General features: G+C 67.6%; 12 protein-coding genes. 7 read left to right on the top strand and 5 right to left on the bottom strand.

The window, feature by feature from the left end:
• The first annotated feature begins 2 nt into the window (after positions 1 to 2).
• Positions 3 to 962, top strand: coding sequence for an ABC transporter ATP-binding protein (locus EV138_RS25740; protein WP_133981328.1), 960 nt, complete (start codon positions 3 to 5; stop codon positions 960 to 962).
• Here the strand turns inward: EV138_RS25740 and EV138_RS25745 are convergent.
• Both EV138_RS25745 and EV138_RS25750 read right to left on the bottom strand, forming a co-directional pair.
• Positions 959 to 1273: a hypothetical protein gene (locus EV138_RS25745; protein WP_133981329.1), complete on the bottom strand. Its 315-nt coding sequence runs from the start codon at positions 1271 to 1273 to the stop codon at positions 959 to 961. The two genes, EV138_RS25740 and EV138_RS25745, sit on opposite strands and share 4 nt — an antisense overlap.
• Positions 1270 to 2094 (bottom strand): hypothetical protein, encoded by an 825-nt coding sequence (locus EV138_RS25750; RefSeq protein ID WP_133981330.1) that lies wholly within the window; start codon positions 2092 to 2094, stop codon positions 1270 to 1272. Before EV138_RS25750 ends, EV138_RS25745 begins: the two co-directional genes overlap by 4 nt.
• A 218-nt stretch (positions 2095 to 2312) precedes the next feature.
• Between EV138_RS25750 and EV138_RS25755 the strand changes: the two genes are divergently transcribed.
• The 5 genes from EV138_RS25755 to EV138_RS25775 all read left to right on the top strand — a co-directional run bounded on the left by EV138_RS25755 (position 2313) and on the right by EV138_RS25775 (position 15217).
• Positions 2313 to 2819 (top strand): RNA polymerase sigma factor, encoded by a 507-nt coding sequence (locus EV138_RS25755; protein WP_166678675.1) that lies wholly within the window; start codon positions 2313 to 2315, stop codon positions 2817 to 2819.
• Complete coding sequence (locus EV138_RS25760) at positions 2816 to 3856, top strand: hypothetical protein (RefSeq protein WP_133981332.1); 1041 nt, start codon at positions 2816 to 2818, stop codon at positions 3854 to 3856. The genes EV138_RS25755 and EV138_RS25760 overlap by 4 nt, the downstream gene beginning before the upstream one ends.
• A 160-nt stretch (positions 3857 to 4016) precedes the next feature.
• Positions 4017 to 10304: an RHS repeat domain-containing protein gene (locus EV138_RS25765; protein ID WP_166678676.1), complete on the top strand. Its 6288-nt coding sequence runs from the start codon at positions 4017 to 4019 to the stop codon at positions 10302 to 10304.
• Between the two features lie 2 nt (positions 10305 to 10306).
• Positions 10307 to 14374, top strand: coding sequence for an RICIN domain-containing protein (locus EV138_RS25770; RefSeq protein WP_166678677.1), 4068 nt, complete (start codon positions 10307 to 10309; stop codon positions 14372 to 14374).
• 12 nt (positions 14375 to 14386) lie between these two features.
• Positions 14387 to 15217 (top strand): RICIN domain-containing protein, encoded by an 831-nt coding sequence (locus EV138_RS25775; protein ID WP_133981335.1) that lies wholly within the window; start codon positions 14387 to 14389, stop codon positions 15215 to 15217.
• A 6-nt stretch (positions 15218 to 15223) separates the two neighbouring features.
• Here EV138_RS25775 and EV138_RS25780 read toward each other — a convergent pair whose 3' ends face one another.
• Both EV138_RS25780 and EV138_RS25785 read right to left on the bottom strand, forming a co-directional pair.
• Positions 15224 to 16243 carry an ArsR/SmtB family transcription factor gene (locus EV138_RS25780; protein ID WP_133981336.1) on the bottom strand — a complete coding sequence of 340 codons (1020 nt, stop codon included), beginning with the start codon at positions 16241 to 16243 and terminating at the stop codon, positions 15224 to 15226.
• A 194-nt stretch (positions 16244 to 16437) separates the two neighbouring features.
• Positions 16438 to 17295 carry an alpha/beta fold hydrolase gene (locus EV138_RS25785; RefSeq protein WP_133981337.1) on the bottom strand — a complete coding sequence of 286 codons (858 nt, stop codon included), beginning with the start codon at positions 17293 to 17295 and terminating at the stop codon, positions 16438 to 16440.
• A gap of 47 nt (positions 17296 to 17342) precedes the next feature.
• Between EV138_RS25785 and EV138_RS25790 the strand changes: the two genes are divergently transcribed.
• Entirely contained in the window at positions 17343 to 18101 is a 759-nt protein-coding gene (locus EV138_RS25790; protein WP_133981338.1) for a ParA family protein, read from the top strand.
• Between the two features lie 6 nt (positions 18102 to 18107).
• Here EV138_RS25790 and EV138_RS25795 read toward each other — a convergent pair whose 3' ends face one another.
• Positions 18108 to 19046: a DUF4349 domain-containing protein gene (locus tag EV138_RS25795; RefSeq protein WP_238158353.1), complete on the bottom strand. Its 939-nt coding sequence runs from the start codon at positions 19044 to 19046 to the stop codon at positions 18108 to 18110.
• Positions 19047 to 19077: the final 31 nt, after the last annotated feature.

Raw genomic sequence — 19077 nt, forward strand, 5'->3', positions numbered from 1 at the left:
TTGTGAGCGTCATCGAACTGGAGAACGTCTCCCGCGCCTTCACCGTGTCCAGCCGGACCGGTCTGCGGCGTACCCGGCGGGAGGTGCGGGCGGTCGACGGGCTGTCCTTCACCGTCGAGCCCGGCGAGGTGGTCGGCTACATCGGCCCGAACGGCGCCGGCAAGTCCACCACGATCAAGATGCTGACCGGCATCCTCGTCCCCACCGGCGGTACGATCCGGGTCGCCGGTGTCGACCCGTCGCGGAACCGGATGAAGCTGGCCAAGCGGATCGGCGTCGTCTTCGGCCAGCGCACGACGCTGTGGTGGGACCTGCCGCTGAAGGACTCGTTCGCGGTGCTGCAGAAGATGTACGGCGTACCGCGGGCCCGGCACGCCGAGAACCTGGCCACCTTCGTGGAACTGCTCAACCTCGGTGACCTGCTCGACGTACCGGTCCGGCAGTTGTCGCTCGGTCAGCGGATGCGCGGCGACATCGCGGCGGCACTGCTGCACGATCCGGAGATCGTCTACCTGGACGAACCGACGATCGGGCTCGACATCATCAGCAAGGCGCGGCTGCGCGAATTCCTTGCCGAGGTCAACAAGGAGCGCGGAACGACGATCATCCTCACCACCCACGACCTGGACGACATCGAGGCGCTCTGCTCCCGCGTGATGGTGATCGACCACGGCCGCCAGGTGTACGACGGCACGCTGGCCGGCCTGCGCGCCAGCCAGTCGGCCCCGCGCACTCTGGTGGTCGATCTCGCCTCCTCTCTACCGGCCATCACCGTCGACGGCGCCACCGTCACCAAGGTCGACGGCCCGCGCCAGCACCTCACCTTCCCCACCAGCACGTCGGCCGCACCCCTGGTAGCCCAGATCGCCGCGAACTACCCCCTCGTCGACCTCTCGGTCGCCGAACCCACCATCGAATCCATCATCGCCCGCCTCTACACCGCCGCCACCCCTACCCCCTAAGCCAAATCAGCGATGTGCGCCGAGAAGACCTCGTCAGGGCTGAGGGATTCAGTGTCGGCCTGCCAACGCCTCAACGCATCAGGAAAGATGATGTGGTCGACGGTTCCGACCCCGGCGGAGATCAGCCGGCGCGCCTCGGCGAGGCCGATATCGGTGTAGCTGAGTTCCCTGGTCATGAAGTAGTCGTGCCGGATGCCGTCGTTGCGGTGGAACCGGCCGGTGTTCACGACGTAGGTCCAGATGTCCTCGTCGATCAGGGCCGCGACCCAGAGCCGATGAGATCCTTCAGCGACCAGGTAGAGCCGTGTCATCGTTCGATCCCATCTCGAGGGTTCACTGTCGGGGTAGCTCCAGGCTTGGTCCGCTCCTGGCGAGCCGGTTGACCTGCGGCCGGCCGCGCCGCGGGGCCGACGTGGCCACCACCGTACTTTCTGATTTCGACCGGCACGCCACCGAGTTCGGTGAGTTCGGCGACACCAGTGGGCTGACGCAGGCCGTCCGACAAGCTGATGCACGCCGCTCGCGCGGCGACGCGGGCCTGCCTGGGCTGACGCGGATCGCGCTCGATCTCGTACAGGGGAGTCGTCCGGGTCTTGACCTCGATCGACTCCCGCGAATGGATCTGTAGCTCGACGAGTTCGCCTTCACAGCGCAGGAAGGTGTGCAGTCCCTTGTACCTGCTGCCGTCGACATACGAGTGGTGTGCGGACTCCATCGTCCAGCCCTTCGCCTGCAGGTCGCGCACGATGTCGGTGGCTGCGGCGACGAGATCATCAGGCTCCGGGACGACGATGGTGTAGCGCAGCAGGTCCTCGGGCGAGAGGACACGCCCGGAGTTGTCGAACTTGCTGAGCTTGCGGGCCAGCGACTGCGGCGACTTCATCCGGTGCTGCAGGTGATGCGGCTCGATGCCCGACGGCACAACTTCGGTGAAGTCCGCCGTCACGCGGCGTTCGACCTCGGCAGCCCGTCTCAGCATCGCCAGGCTGCGGACGGCCGCGCTTTCATCGAACTGGACGGCGATCTCGGTCTTGGTGGGGAGGGGGTCGCCCCAGTCGAGGGGGCGGTGGGTGGTGAGGCGGGCGTGCAGGTCGCGTGGCTCCGGTAGGTCGTCCAGTTCTGGCGGCGGCATCGGAATCTCCCCAGTCGATTTCGTTGCTTCGACGGTAGTCAGCCGGGGCGCGGCTGTGGGGCGACTTCGGCAATCTGTGGATAACCGTGGTCCGGCTCGGCTGATTGCGATCGGGTTGCCGGTTCGCTGCGACCATGACCCGGTGACTGCGGTTTCGTTGACTTGGTGGCGGGACCCAACCGGACCGGGCGTTCGCGGGTAGACAGGGTGTGTCGACGATGACGGATGAGCGAGCGGGTGCCACGGCTCCGCCCGCGGACGGTGCGGCGTTCGTCGACTGGGTGCGTCCGCATCTGGCCGCGATGGCGAGGCTGGCCGCGCGGCTCGCGGTCGGAGCCGATCGCGACGACATCGTCCAGGAGTCGCTGGCCCGCGCGTGGATGAAGCGACAGCAGTACGACGCGTCCCGTGGTACGGCGTCGTCGTGGCTGCTGGCGATCACGGCCGACCAGGCTCGCAAGGCAGCCCGGCGACTGCGGCCGGTCGCGGAGCTCGGCGACCACGATGCCGCCGAAGCCCGGCCGGACGTGGAAGCGCGAGTGGACGTGGACCAGGCGCTCGCCAGGTTGTCCGCCCGGCAGCGACTGGCTGTGGACTGCTACTACTTCGCCGACCTGTCGATCGGTGACACGGCGGCGGTGATGGGGTGCTCCGAGGGCACCGTCAAATCAACTCTTTCCGATGCGCGGGCCCGCCTGCGCTCCTTGCTGGAGGTCAGCGAATGAGCCCGAGCGACGAGGTCGACGACCTGCTGACGAAGGCCGGTGCCGACTGGCGGGCCGGTCAGCCGTCCCCGCCCGAACCCGACCTGTCCCGGATCGTCCCGGCGAAGAAGGCGCGCCGCTGGCTCGTCCCGGCGCTGGCCGCCGCCAGCGTCGCGGCGATCGCGACGGCCGCTCTGATCGTCCTGCCGGACAAGCACCAGCCTTCCGTTGCCCAGGGCAAGCAGCCCGCAGCGTCGACGGCGCTGGGTTCGATCGCCGGGGCCAAGAAGCATCCGCTGCAGGTGCGGGTCGGTGACCGGGTCCAGGTCGACGGCGAGGTGGTCGCCGCTCCGGGCAAACCGGTCGTCTACTGCTTCCCCGTCGTGACGAGCCTCCCGGCCGTGGTCGGCCAGGGTCCCAAGCCGGCGAAATGTGAGCAGGGTGCCGAGCTCGTGCTGACCGGGGTCGACGTGGACCGGCTGACCGATCTGTCCACGGTGCAGGGCGTGAAGGCCGGATTCGCCCACCTGGAAGGGAGCTGGGGCGGCGACAAGATCGCGGTCGACAAGCAGGGTCCCGTCGTGGCGACGCCGGATGCCGGGCCCAAGGTTCCGTGCGCCGCACCGCCAGGCGGCTGGAAGCCAGGCACCTCCGACAATCTGGTCACCCCCGCCGTCGCGGCCTTCGTCGACGCGCGCCCGAACCAGTTGCAGGAGCTGTCCATCGGCCGGGCGAACGGCGACGGCTCCCCGAGCGTCCTGATCGTCGGCGTGGCGCACGGCGATCCCGCCCAGCTCCGCCAGCTCCTCGCGCCGGTCTTCAAGGGCAACCTGTGCGTCACCAAGGTCAAGCTCAGCAAGACCGAGGTCGACAAACTCCGCGACCGGGTCGGCGCCATTCCGCCCGCCGTACTCCGTCCCCTCAGCTACGGCGGCAGCGTCGGCAACCATCCGATCAACATCACCCTCCGCATCCTGGACGACCAGGCCCTCACCGCCCTCGAACCCCTAGGCCTGGACAACCTCACCATCACCCCGATCATCCGCCCGGTGAACTGAGGACGGGGCCCACGCCGGACGACAGAACCGGCGCGAAATCCACCTCTTCGACCGGGATCGAATACCCGTGCCAGGGGGCTTCGAGGTCGGTCGAATGTGTTGCGATCCGGCGCAGACCGGATTGAACTCAGCGGGTCAACTACCACGCTGGGAGGGCCCCATGGGCAACCGCAGGCTGCATCCTGTGACGATCCGGCGAGCCAGGATCGCGCTGGCTACGCTGCTGAGTACAAGTGTGATCGTCTCGATGCACGGATTGCAGGCGACCGCGGTCCCGCAGCCGAAGCACGACGACGTGAGCTTCAGCACCAGCAAGCCGAAGTCGGTCTCGGGCAAGACGTTGCGAGCCGAGCCCGGGGTCGCGGACCTGGACGCTCAGCGTGCCCTGACGAGCACACCGACGGTCAACTGGCCGAAGCCCGCCGTTGCCGAGGTCACCGTGCCCACCGCGGGACTCAAGGCCACCTCGACGGTTCAGGCAACCGGAATGCCGGTGAAGGTCGGTGCCGTTGCCGCAGGCACCGGTCGAGCGCTCGCTGCCGCGAGCCCGGCCAAGGTGAGGGTCGACCTCCTCGGACAGCGCAAGGACCAGCTCCTGGTCCAGGTCGCCCGGTCCGACGGCCGGAGCGCGGCCGGCCGAATCGCGTTGAGTGTCGACTACTCCCGCTTCAAACAAGCCTTCGGCGCCGACTGGGGCAGCCGGCTGCGCGTGGTCCAGCTTCCGTCGTGCGCCCTGACGACACCGGAGAAGGCGGCCTGTGCCGGCATCCCGCTGCCCACTCACAACGACGGGACAGGTGAGCTGTCGGCAGATGTCACCGCTGCCCCCGCCAACACCTTGTACGCCGTACAGGCGGGTGCTTCGGGCGCGGACGGGGACACTGGCGCCACCAGCCTGAGCCCGACCGCGACCTGGCAGGTGGGCGGCTCATCCGGTGACTTCAACTGGAACTACCCGCTGCAGGTGCCGCCGAGCCTGGGCGGTCCGAAGCCGGATCTCGGCATCGCCTACTCGTCGGGCAGCCTCGACGGCCGGACGACCACGGCGAACAACCAGTCGTCGTGGGTCGGCGCCGGGTTCGACTTCGCCCCGGGCGGATCGATCGAACGACGCTACGCCTCGTGCGCGACGAAGTCGGAGCAGAACGGCAACAACGGCACCAAGGTCGTGGGCGACCTGTGCTGGGCCACCGACAACGCGATGCTGAGCCTGAACGGCACCGGCGGCGAACTCGTTCAGGACGACAGCTCCGGCAGTTGGCATCCGCGCGGTGACGACGGCACCAAGATCGAGCGGGTGAAGGACCCGGCCAAGCACAACGGGGACGCCGACGGCGAGTACTGGATCGTGACCAGCAAGGACGGGACGAAGTACTACTTCGGCCTGAACCAGCTGCCGGGTTACGACACCGCAGTGAACAAGGAGGAGACCAAGTCGGCCTTCACCGTTCCGGTGTACGGCAACAACGACAAGGAGCCCTGCCACCAGACGGTCTTCGCGGACTCGTACTGCAACCAGGCCTACCGATGGAACCTGGACTATGTCGTCGACGTGCACGGCAACACCATGAGCCTGTTCTACGACACCGAATCGAACTACTACTCCCGCAACGCCACCGCGACCACCGTCAGCTCCTACACCAGGGCCGGCAACGTCAAGCGGATCGAGTACGGCCAGCGCGACGGTGAGGTCTTCTCCGGCAAGGCGGTCGGGCGGGTCCAGTTCAACACCGCGGAACGGTGCCTCAACACCTGTACGGCGAGCGACTACCCGGACACCCCGCTGGACCAGGAATGCACCAGTCCGACGAACTGCAACAACAAGTTCAGCCCGACGTTCTGGACCAAGAAGCGGCTGGACAAGATCACCACGGAAGTCTGGCGGGACGGCTCGTTCGCGCCGGTCAGCTCGTGGCGGATGCAGCAGACCTACCTGAAGGGCGACAACGAGCGGGCCGGGTTGTGGCTCGACGGAATCAGCAACACCGGACTGCTCGGCACGGCCGTCCAGTTGCCCGCGATCACTTTCGCCAGCACGATGCTGGCCAACCGGGTCGCGGGTTCGGCCGGAACGAAGCTGGAATGGCCCCGGATCAAGGCGATCAAGTACGGCACCGGTGGTGAGATCTCGGTCAACTACAAGACGCCTGACTGCAGTCTGCCCGGTAACGTACCGGCGCCGGACACCAACGGAAAGCTGTGCCATCCGATCAAGTGGACCCCGACCGGGCAGGCCGAGCGGGAGGACTGGTTCAACAAGTACGTCATCGACAACGTGACCGAGTCCGACCTGACCACGGGCAACGAGCCGATGGTCACCAGCCTCGAGTACCTGACGCCGCCGGCCTGGCGCTTCGACGAGGAGGACGGCCTGGTCGAGATCGGGCAGAAGACGTGGTCGCAATGGCGTGGGTTCGGCAAGGTCAGGGTGACCAAGGGAACCGTGGCGGGCAAGCAGGACGTCGAGGAGAACACTTACTTCCGCGGGATGGACGGAGACCGGACCGCGGCCGGCGGCGTCAAGACCGAGACCGTTGAGGACAGCAACCATGTGAAGCTCGCCGACCTGAATCCGCTGTCCGGCCAGCGCCGTGAGCAGATCGTCTACGACGGGACCGCGATAGCCGATCGCAGCATCACCGACGAGTGGGTGTCAGCACCCACCGCGACCCGGGTCCGTCCGTGGGGTACGACCAGTTCGTACCAGGTGCAGGAGAAGAAGACCTGGCAGGAGCAAGTGGTCAGCGGCGGTACCCGGAAGAGTGCCAGCACGAACGTCTATGCGGAGAAGAACGACCCGGATGGTGTGCCGGTCGGTGTGCTGAAGCAGACCAGTGATCAGGGCGACCTGGCCACTGCCGCGGACGACAGTTGTACGACGTTCACCTATGCGGCCAATCCGGCGAAGGGACTGTCCGAGGTCATCGTGCGTAAGCGGACTGTCTCGGTCACCTGCGACCAGCCCGCGACCAACGCGCAGGTGCTGGCAGACGAGCTGACCGGCTACGACAACGCCGCGGCGGGCACTGTGGTCCGCGGCGATCAGACCTCGAAGCAACGGCTGTCCGGATTCACGCCGGACGGGGCGCCGACGTACCAGACCGTCACCACGTCGAGCTACGACGCCTACGGCCGGGTCGAGAGCACGAAAGATGCCGTCGGCAACGAGTCCAAGGTGCAGTACGTGCCGGCCACCGGCCCGGTGACGGCGACCAAGGTGATCCAGCCGAACGGTCAGACCAGTACGACGGAGGTGGATCCGGGCAACGGCCTGACCACGGCGGTCACCGACCCGGCCGGCCGCAGGACGGTGACGGCTCACGACGGCCTCGGCCGGGTGACGAAGATCTGGCAGCCGGGCAGGACCACCTCGCAGACCCCGAACACGGAGTACCAGTACCTGGTCCGGACCGACGGTGCCGGCGTGGTGACCACCAAGACGCTGAAGGCCGACGGCGTCGGGGTCGACACCAGTTATGAGCTGCAGGACGGACTGATGCGCAAGATCCAGACGCAGGCGCCGTCGAAGGACGGCGTCGGGCGGCTGATCACCGACTACGTCTACGACTCGAAGGGTCTGCAGAGCAAGCAGAACGGGCCGTTCTACAACGAGGCACCGCCTGGCACCGACTACTTCGAACCCAACGAGGAGGAACTGCCGGCGCAGAAGGTCACCGAGTACGACAACCAGGACCGCCCGGTGAAGGAGAGCTTCGTCTCCGAGGACCAGGTCCAGTGGAGCGTCGATCACCTCAACGGCGCCGACCGGCAGACGATCGACCCGCCGACCGGTGAGCAGGCGACCACCCGGATCAACGATGTCCAGGGCCGCATGATCGAGCAGCGCCAGTACCTCGGTGACTCGGCCACAGGCCCCTACGACAGCACCTTCTACACCTACCACCCGGCCGGTCAGCTGGCGACGGTGAAGGACCCGGCGGGCAACCTGTGGAAGTTCGACTACGACGTGCGCGGCCGCAAGATCCGCAGTCAGGATCCCGACACCGGCGTCACGACGTACGAGTACAACGATCTCGATCAGGTCGTCTCCCAGAAGGACGGCCGGGGAACGGTGCTGTCGTACAGCTACGACAACGCGGGGCGGAAGACCGCCGTTTACAAGGGACTCGTGCAGACGGCTGCCAACATGCTGAGCGAATGGAAGTACGACTCGATCAAACCGGGCTCGCTGACCAGCTCCACCCGCTACGTCAACGGCAACGCCTACACGACCAGGGTGACCGGCTACAGCGAAGCGGACGGCAAGCCGACCGGTACCGAACTGGTCATCCCTGCCTCGGAAGGCGCACTGGCCGGGACCTACCCGATCGGCAAGACCTACACCCCTGACGGGCAGCTCGACACCACCTCGGTGCCCGCGGTCGGTGGACTGCCGAAGGAGGACCTCAAGGTCGGCTACAACGCGCAGAACCAGCCGAGCACGCTGACCGGCGCGGACACCTACATCACCCAGACCTCGTACACGGCCTTCGGCGAGACGTCCGGCATCACGATGTCGCGGAACGGTCAGCCGGTCCAGCAGGTGTTCGACTACGACGAGGTCACCCGCCGCCTGTCCCGGGCCGTGACGAAGTCGGAGACCAAGAAGTACGCCGACCTCAACTACACCTACGATGCCGCCGGCAACATCACGCAGCTCACCGACGTCGCCGCGGAGTCCAGTGGTGAGAGCGACGACACCCAGTGCTTCGGATACGACGCCTTCCGCCGGATGACTCAGGCCTGGACCCCGGCCGACGGGAACTGCGCGGCCGCGCCGGACAAGGCCAAGCTGGGCGGTCCCGCGCCGTACTGGCACAGCTGGACGTTCGACAAGTCCGGCAACCGCAAGACCGAGACCCGGACCACGGCGACGGGTGCGACCACCAGCACCTACAGCTACCCGACGAACGGAGTGCAGCCGCACTCGCTCCTCAAGGTCACCAACGGGGCGAACACCAACCAGTACACCTACGACGCGGCCGGAAACCTCAAGACCCGGACCCTGAACGACGCCGGCGAGACCTCGACCTTCGACGACGAGGGGCACCTCAGCACTGTCGTTGCCGGGAGCAAGTCGACGTCCTATCTGTACGACGCCGACGGCAACCGGTTGATCCGGCGCGACCCGACCGGAACCACGCTGTACCTCGACGGCACCGAGTTGTTGATGAAACCGGACAAGACCGTGGTCGGCACCCGGTACTACTCCTACGGCGGACAGACTGTTGCCGTCCGCAAGGGAGCGAGCGACCTGAGCTGGCTCAGCACCGACAACCACGGCACGGCCAACCTGAGCATCGACGCCACCACCCTGGTCGGCCAGAAGCGCCGGTCCACGCCGTACGGCGAGCTCCGTGGCGCCGTACCGGCCAGCTGGCCGGGGCAGCGAGGATTCGTCGGCGGGACCAACGACGACTCCACCGGTCTGACCCATCTGGGTGCCCGCGAGTACGACCCGACGATCGGCCGGTTCATCTCGGTCGACCCGGTGGCCGACTTCAACGATCCGCAGCAACTCAACGGCTATGCCTATGCCAACAACAATCCCGTGAGCTTCAGCGACGCCGACGGTCAACGGACGGTCACCGAGACGATCACGGTGATGAAGACGGTCACCTACGTGATCACCAAGCGCATAGTGGAGTACCAGAAGGTCCGGATCCTGGTGCACGCGTGGGTGGCCGTGCTGGGTGCGCTGGCGACGATGGCGAAGGCTCTCGGGATGTACGCGCTGGGTGCGGTGCTCGGTGCCTACAAGGCGCACTACGAGACGGTCGAGAAGAAGATCGTCCGGATCATCCATCAACTGGTGAAACAGCTGATCAGGGTGGTCAAGAAGATCCAGCGCTACGTCGGTCCGGACGAACGCGAGGACCTGAATCAGATGATGAAGGCCGCCACCTCCCTGACCGACCCGAGCCAGGGCGCGAACAGCCTGTGGAAGATGAGTGCCCTGCTCGACGACTTCGCCAACGCCTCCCACAAGTGGGCGGTCGCGGCGAAGGTGATCACCGACCAGCCCAAGGGCGGTGGTGGCGGCGCGAGTGGTGGCGGGGAACCCGACCCGTACGGCGGCGCCTCGATCCACGGACAGGACCCGGGCGAGGACTCCGACGACAAGGCGACCGCGATGATCCTCGGCGGGATGGGCGGCGGAGCCCTGGCCCTGCTGTGCCTTCCGGCGGCCATTGCGTGCGGGGCCGCCGCCGCCATCACCGTCGGTATCGGCGGCGCCGGACTCGGCGCATGGACGGGCAACGCGACCTTCAACTACGTCAACGGCGCCGATGGCAAGGCGCACTGGGAGCGGCTGTGGGCGCCGCATGTCCTGAACACGGGCTTCCTCGAGTGGTGGCTCAAGGTGAACGCGCCGCTGCCGCAACGTCCGGACGCCGATCCGAATCAGCCCTGCAAGCACATCTATGCGATGGGCGCCGGGTGTTGACGATGATCGGTGGGTCCGGAAGAAGGAAGACGGCTCTGCTGGCCGCGTTGACGACGCTGGTGATGCTGCCGGTGCCTGTCGCGGCCGCGCAGCAGTCGGCCGGCGGTTCCGCCGAGGCTTCGTCAGCGCGAACCGAGCCGGACGATGCGGCAGCGGAAGCCAGGAAGTCCGGTCATGACGTCGAGTTGACGGCTCTGCGGTCCGAGACCAGTCAGGTGTTCGTCCAGCCGTCGGGTGAGCATCGCCTGGAGCAGTACGCCTATCCGGTTCGTGCCCGCAAAGGCACCGGCTGGTCCCCGATCGACACCACGCTGCGGGTCGGGGCGGATGGAACCGTCCGGCCCGTGGCGGTCGCAATGGATCTGAGCCTGTCCGCCGGCGGCTCCGGCCCACTTGTTGCCCTCGGTCAAGGGGCGGCTCAGGTCAGGATGGGGTGGCAGGGAAAGCTGCCGAAGCCGGTGCTGTCCGGCGACACAGCCACCTACCGCGCTGTGCTGCCTGGTGTCGATCTCCTGGTCCGGGCAACCTCCACCGGCTTCAGCGAAGTGCTGGCGGTGAAGGATCGCTCGGCCGCGATGAATCCGGCGCTGCGGCAGATCCGGTTCCCCGTGTCGGCCGGCGCCGGGCTCCGGCTCGCGACCGGAGGCGACGGCACCACCACGGCCAAGGACGCCCACGGGCGGGTCGTGTTCACAGCAGGCGGGGCGATGATGTGGGACAGCACGGCCCGGGGAACAGCGACGGCGATGAGTGGATCGAGCGGATCCCGGCAGGCGCGGATGGCGACCTCCCTGGCCGGCGGTGCCTTGGTGATCAAGCCGGACCAGGGTCTGCTGACCTCGCCGACGGCCCGGTTCCCGCTCTATCTGGATCCGTCGATGACCAGCGGTGAGTATCGGTGGACGCACGTCAACCGGGCCCACACGGACACGTCGTACTGGAACTACGACCGCGACGAGGGAGCCAAGGTCGGCAACGCCTGGGACGACCCGGGCAACAACATGTACCGGTCGCTGTTCCAGTTCTCGACCGAGCAGATCAGTGGCGCGCAGGTGATCGGTGCCTCCTTCGACATCGTGCTCGACCACAGCCCGACCGGCACCTCGACACCGACCAGGTTGTGGCAGACGAAGGAGATCGACCCGGCCGTTCCGCTGCGCTGGATGGACACCGAGCAGAACGGGTTCTGGATCAGGTACCTGAACGCAGAGGCCTCCGGGCATGCGCGGACCAATGCCGGCGAGCCGGACATGACGATGGCCTTCAGTTCGGACGACCTGAAAGCCCAGGCGCAGGTCATCGCCACGGCGCGCACCGGATTCATGACGCTCGGCCTGCGCGCGCCGAACGAGGAGGACGAGAGCCAGTGGAAGAGGTTCCACGCCGAGACGGCCAGGCTCGTCGTGGTCTACAACAACGCGCCGCTCGCGCCGGCGAAGGTGAACTTCGACCGGCCGCTGCCCTGCGGGACGGCGACCGCGCCGACCATGGTCGGCACGACCAGACCCTCCTTCGCCGCGGTGGCCACCGATCCCGACGGGGACAACCTGGTCAGCCGGCTGCTGATCCGGCGCGCCTCGGACGATCAACTCGTCTACCAGTCGGACGCGGGCTCGACGAACAGCGGTGCGGCGTTCGCCTGGCCGCAGGTGCCGTCGGGAGCGCTGACAGACGGCATGCCGTACTACTTCACCGCGCGCAGCGACGACAAGGTCGACGGGGACGGCATCGACGCCGGGCCGGAAAGCGGCAGGTGCTACTTCAGCATCGACTCGGTCAAACCGGCCCGTCCGGTGATGTCGTCGACGGACTTCCCCGACGGCAGCCCGGCCATCCCGGTGGGGACGCCCGGCATCATCACCCTGCGGCCCGCAGCGAGCGACACGGATGTCGCAGAATTCCTCTACGGTTTCGACTCGGGCAAGGTCTCGCTCCGGATCAAGGCCGGCGCGGACGGTACGGCGCGGTTGCCGGTGACGCTGTGGCCGGACACACCCGGCGGAGCGCGCACGAAACGTCTCTACGTCAAGGCCGTCGACCGCGCCGGCAACGTCGGTCCGGTGACGCCCGCCCGTGATCTGAGCGCCTTGCCCGGACCGGCGCAGGTGCCCCATGTGCGAGGTGACGTGAACGGCGACGGTCGTGCCGACGTGACCACGATCGTTGATCAGGGCAACGGGCGGACCGCGGTCTGGAACGTGCCGTCGTCGTCGAGCGGCTTCTTCACCGGCAGTATGGCGTGGGACTCGGGGGCCAACGGCGGGTTCCCGTTGTACCGCACCAAGCCCGTGCAGGGAGACTTCGACGGGGACGGCCGCACGGATCTCGTCCTGTTCCGCGAGGAGGCCGGCCATCGGATCGGGCTCTACAGCCTGAAGACCGACGGCAACCGGTTCGACGCAGCGTCGGATCCCTTGTGGAACAGCGGGACGGCAGGGTGGCCGTTGAGTTCCGCGCGGGTGATCTCAGGTGATGTCAACGCGGATCAGTCGACCGACATCGTGGTCCAGTTGAACAACGGCAACGGTACCTGGAAGGCGCTGGTCTTCCTCGGCGGCCATCTCGGCAGCCCGGTCGAGTGGCTGAGCTCGCCGTCCGTCGGCGGCGACTGGAGCCAGACCACACCGCTGCTGGCCGACGTGGACGGTGACGGCAGGAGCGATCTGGTCAGCATGCGCAACGCCGGCGGCTGCCGGACCGTGACCGAGGTCTACCGATCGAGCGGTACGGCGTTCGCGTCCACGCCGGCGATCCTGCTCGACAGCGGTCCGGGCGGCTACTGCTGGGACCGGAGTAAGCCGGCGGTCGGCGATGTGGACGGCGACGGGAAGGACGATCTTGTCGCAATGTACGACACGTCCGCGGCGACGGCCGGGATGTCGGTGAAGATCTTCCGCTCGACCGGGAGCGCGCTGGTGACGACGGACGGCTGGAGCGACACCGGTCGCTTCGATCCGGTGAAGACGACCCTGGTGGTGGGCGACTTCACGCTGGACCGTAAGGCGGACGTCGGACTGGTCAGTGCCCTGGACGGCGGCGGGCGCGAAGTGTTCTCGCTGGTATCGAACGGAACCGGGTTCGCGGCGCCGGTGAGCGGCTGGCGGGAGGCAGCGGTCGGTGCGGTCACCGGGCCGAAGTTCGCGATCGAGAACCGGACCTACGAACTGGTGTCCAGGAGCAGCGGGCGCTGTCTGGAAATCGCTGGTGCGAGTCAGGCGATCACCGAGGTCGCTCAGCAGTGGGACTGCTTCGGTGGGTTGCATCAGCGCTTCCGGCTGGATCAGGTCGCGGGGACGGAACAGTACGAGGCGCACACCGTCCACGCGAACGGCTCCACCCGCGACGGCAAAGCGCGGTGCCTGGACGTGCAGGATCGCAACACCGGCGAGAACGTGACCGTCTTCCAGTACACCTGCAACGGAACGTCGAACCAGCAGTTGCTGCTCGACTATGTGGAAGGCAGTAGTTACGACACCGTAGTGCGGCTGAAGTTCGCCCACAGCGGCAAGTGCGGCGGTATTGCGGGCGGCGACACCGCCAACGGCGCGAAGTTCGTCCAGCAATCCTGTACGAGCGCCACAAGTCAGCAGTGGTATCTCCGGCCGGCCCTGAACACTCCACAGCTGGACGGCCGGTACCGGATTCAGACGGTGATGCCGAAGCCGCCCGGCGTGACCGAGCCGTTCGTGCTGGACGTCAAGGACTGCAATCCGGCCCTCGGGCTGCGGACCTGGGACTGGATCCCGTCCAGTGGGTGCCAGAAATGGAACATCAAGCCGCTCGGTGACGACGTCTACCAGATCACCAACGCCAACGATGGCCAGGCACTGGACGTGGACGGTTGCTCGCCGAACAAGGAAGCGCCGGTGATCGAGCTCGCGGTGAACGGTGATGACGATTGCCAACGGTGGCGGGTGGAGCCGGCGGCTGATGGGAGTTACAGCATTCAGCAGGTGAAGACCGGGTATTCGCTCGACATTCCTGGCTGTTCGGACCAGAAGGTGGATCACCTGATCACCTGGTCGTACTGGAACGGTCCGTGTCAGCGCTGGAAGCTCGACAAGTTCTGATCGGAGGTCGGGATGCTCGGGTGGCGGAGGATCTTCGGTGCTGGGTTGATGGTCGCGGCTGTGGTGGGCGGGGGCGCGCAGTGGCCGGTGACGGGGGCCGCGGCTGCGGAGACCGTGGTACAGGAGGTCAGGCCGGACACGATCCGCAACCCGGTCCGGGAGGGTGCGGCCGATCCGTGGATGGTGTTTGCTGAGGGCAACTATCATCTGCTCTACACCCACGGCGACAAGCTGGTCGGGGTGTCGGCGCCTTCGGTGGCCGGGCTGGCTTCGGCTGCTCAGCAGACGTTGTGGACACCGCAACCAGGTCAGGCGTGCTGCAATCTCTGGGCGCCGGAGATCCATCAGCTGGACGGGAAGTGGTACCTCTACTTCACGGCCGACAACGGTACCGACTCCCAGCACCGGATGTTCGTGCTGGAGTCGGACCATCCGATGGGGCCGTATGTCTTCAAGGCCAAGCTGGACACCGGTGACTTCCACTCGATCGACGGCACCGTCCTGAAGGTGCCCGACGGACGGTTGTTCCACGTCTGGTCGAGCGGACGGCCCGACGGTGACGGCTCGTACCGGCTGACAGCCAACCACAGCGGCAAGGCGCTCGACGTGGCCGGCTGCTCGGCGGCCAACAACGCCGACGTGATCCAGTGGCCGTACTGGGGTGGCAGTTGCCAGCAGTGGTACCTCGACGCCCTCAGCGGTGGCTACTACAAGGTGACGTCGAAGGTCGGCGGCCGAACCCTCGAGGTGAGCGGTTGCTCGACCGCAGCCGGTGCCGACGTGCGGGTCTGGCCCTATTGGCAGGGCGACTGCCAGAAGTGGAAGCTGGAGAAGGTCGGCTGACCACGGTCAGCTGAGGAGATCGACGAGGGCGTCGCCGCGGGGAGTGCGCTGAATGCGGACCTCGCGGCCGACGCGTTGCCGGACCACCAGGCCGGCCGACGCGAGCTGAGTGCAGTGGTACGTCGCGGTGCTCGGCCCGGCGTCCAGGTGCTCGGCCACGCCGCCCATGCTGTTGGGACGGTCCAGTGCCCGCAGGATCGCGGCACGGATCGGCCCGAGCAGCAGGCTCAAGCTGTCGGTGGCCGTGGCGACCGAGCGGGTGCCTAGTCGCTCCAGCCCGGGCACGGGATAGCCGAGCCACGCTCGATCGGGCTCGTCGAGGTTGAAGACCGACGCGGCGGAGCCGGAGACCAGCGGCACCAGGACCAGCGGGCGGTCCGCGAGCTCGACCCGGTACGGATGGCGGTCGGACAGGTAGAGCGTCTCGTCGGCGTACCGGACCCTTGTGCTCAGGTTCGACAGCAGTACGTCCAGGCCGCCGGTGACGACGGCGGCGCCGATTCGCTCGGCCTCGCGGGTCCGGAGAGCGGTGGACTGCTGCCAGATCGGCGCGTACGCCTTCCAGGCCGCGGTCAGCACCTTCACGTACAGACTGGTCCACTGTCTCGGTCTGCGCAGCGCCCCTCGCCACGGCAGCGGTGGCTCTCCCGGCGTCAGCTCTTCGACCCCTTGGCTCAGGTCGTCGGGGGAAAGGTCGGCCACCCGGGTGAGCTGGTCCTGCACCGGAGAGCCGTCGATGCCCAGCGGGGTCAGGCAAGCAGGCAGCAGCGCGCGAGTGCGGTCGAACATCGGTGTCACGGCCTGCGCGGCGTCGGCGGGCAGCGCACGGCGTACGGTCCGGATCCACTCCGGGGCGATGCCTTGCCGGGGGCCGCCGAGCGCGTCGACGACCAGCGAGACCAGGCTGGCCATCGGAGCCGGCGCGACCGCGACGCGGACTCTGTCGAGGCCGCCCAGGAACAGTTCGGTGTGCCGTGGACTGTGGGTCTGCAGTGCGAGCCCCGCTTGCCCGGATTGCACCGTCATGGGGTGGTGGCCCTCCCACTCGGAATCACTTGTCTAGACCAGATTAGTCGCCGCCGGGGCCACTACAGGTCACGATAAGAGGCCGTCCAGTCCTTTTCGATCGTCGTCAAAAGGATTGACAGCACGCCCGGCCGAGCAGGGTGTGAGGGGTCGCCGAAGGGCCGGCCGTGGCAGGCCGGAGCGGACGGAGTCGGTCAGCGCTTGTGGAAGAAGTCGACCAGGATCCGGGCGGTCGCGGCCGGCTGGTCGATCGCGGGGGAGTGGCCCGCGGACGGAATCACCTGCGCCTGTACGCCGAGCGCCTCGGCCATCGCCTCCTGGACGGGCAGCGGCCAGCCGTCGTCGGTCTCGCCGTACACGACCTGCGCGCGGACGCCCGACTTGGCCAACTGGTCGGTCCGGTCGTCGGTGTCCAGCAGCCGCTTGGTGATCTCGGCCAGCCCGATCGGGGCATTGCCGGTGAAGCGCTTGCGCAGGAAGGCAGCCACGTCTCCGGCCGGTGCGACGTACGTCGGTTGCTTGCTGTCGTGGTCCAGTTTCAGGTCGTAGACCTGCTCGATCGGCAGGTTCTCCAGACCGAAGGCGAGCATCTGCAAGCCCTGCCGCGTCACCTCGTCGCTGAAAGCGGCCGGACCCGAGCACAGCAGCGTGATGCTGGAGAACACCGTGGGATCGGTGAGCACGGCTTCGCGCGCGACCAGACCGCCGAACGAGTGCCCGACCAGTTGACTGTAGCCACCGAGCGCCTTGCTCATCGCGACCACGTCCGCGCCGAACTCCGCCAGTGTGTACGCCGACGGGTCGGCCGGCCCGGGCGTCTCGTACTGGCCGCGCAGGTCCACGGCGACCGTGATCCACCCGTACCGCGCGAGGTGGTGCACCAGTGGGGTGAAGTCCTCCTTGCTGCCGGTCCACCCGGGGATCAGCAGCACCGTGCCGAGCGGCGTACCGACATCCGGGCGCGCCTGCAAGGTGGCGAAGCTGCCACGGTCGGTCTCGAGGGTTGCGGGGTGCACGCCATCGGGCAACGTCAGTGTGCGCGGAGTACTCACGAACCCAACGGTAACCGGTCGGCGGATCGGGGCGTTCGTACGGCACAATGGCTCGGGTGCCTCGCACACTCGCGGTTGCCAACCAGAAGGGCGGCGTGGCCAAGACGACCACGGTTGCCTCACTCGGAGCTGCCCTGGCGGAACTCGGTCAGCGCGTGCTGCTGGTCGACCTCGATCCCCAGGCCTGCCTGACGTTCTCCCTCGGTATCGATCCCGAGGACCTGGACAAGTCGATCCACCATGTCCTGCTCGGCTCGGTGAAGTCGCGGGACGTGCTGGTCGAGACCGGCGAAGGCCCGGACCTCTTGCCGGCCACGATCGAACTGGCGACGGCCGACGTCCGGCTGGCGGCCGAGAGCGGACCGGAGCACCTCGTCCGTACTGCGCTGCGCCCGCTGCGATCGGCGTACGACTGGATTCTGATCGACTGCCCACCGACCCTCGGGCTGCTCACGGTGAACGGGTTGTCGGCGGCGTCCGACGTACTGATTCCCTTGCAGTGCGAGACTCTTGCGCATCGCGGCGTCGGCCAGTTGCTCGACACCATCCACGATGTCCAGCAGTTGACCAACCCGGGCCTGCGGATCCTCGGCGTACTCCCGACCCTGTACGACGGCCGGACGACGCACGCCCGCGCTGTGCTGGAGACGATCGCCGAGACGTACGAGCTGACCGTGCTGGCGCCGCCGATCCCGAAGTCGATCCGGTTCGCCGAGGCGCCCGCGATCGGTCGGACGGTCCTCTCGACCGCCTCCCGTACCGCGGGCGCCGACGCCTACCGCAAGCTGGCAGCCGGGCTTTTGTAGTCCTGGTTACTCCGCCGGCGGCAGCGCGCCGGTAGCGGGGGCCGTCGCCGGCGTCCTGCGGAAGCGGTGGCGGTAGCGCCACAGCGGAATGCCGATCAGTGCGAAGACGACCAGGAACGGCAGCAGCGCGCCCAGTGCGGTGAGCAGTACGGTGACGGTCGCGGCGAACGCGTTCCAGCCGCCTTTCAGCCCGGCCAGGAATCCGGTCTCCTCTTTCTTGGGCGCCGGTGGCGCCTTGCCGGGCTCGGAGAGGACGAGGTTGAGCGTGGCGAGTTCGGTCTGGCCGGCCAGCGCCTTCTGCTTGGCCAGCAAGGCTTCCAGATCGGATTCGCGCCGGGTCAGCTCGGACTCGACCGACACGATCTCGCCGATCGTCGTGGCCTTCGCGAGCAAGGCCCGCATCCGCTCGAGGCCGGCCCGCTGGGTGGAGATCCTGCTCGCGACGTCGACGACGGCCTCGGTCGCGTCGGTGGACTCCTGGTGAATCGCGGTCCGCTTGCCCAGCCCGGACAAGCGCTGGATCGCGGTCTCGTACTGCGCGGTCGGTACCTTCAGCGTCAGATTGGCCCGGGTGATCCCGCCGTCGAGGTCACTGCCGGAATCCTCGGTCACCACCTGGCCGTTGAGGCCGGTGACGATCCCGATCGCCTTCTGGCGTTGGGCATCCACGTCGTCGGCCTCGATACTGAGCGAGCCGGTCTTGATGATCGCCCGGGTCACCGTCGGCTGGTCGGCGGCGTTGCCACCGGATTTCGGTGCCGCGGGCACCTTGCCGTCCGCGGTCGCTCCGTCGGCCTGGGACTGTGCTTGCTCGGGCGCCACCGCGGAACCGCTGTCCGCCTTGCCAGAGCTCCTGTTGCCGCCTTCCCCGCTACAGCCGGACAGCAGGACGGCCGCGGTCAGGATCACTCCTGCTACCGCGGCCGTGAAACGCGTCCTCGTCATCGCCACACCCTTCCCACCCGATGGTCACTGT

Source organism: Kribbella voronezhensis (genome assembly GCF_004365175.1).
Taxonomy (GTDB): Bacteria; Actinomycetota; Actinomycetes; order Propionibacteriales; family Kribbellaceae; genus Kribbella; species Kribbella voronezhensis.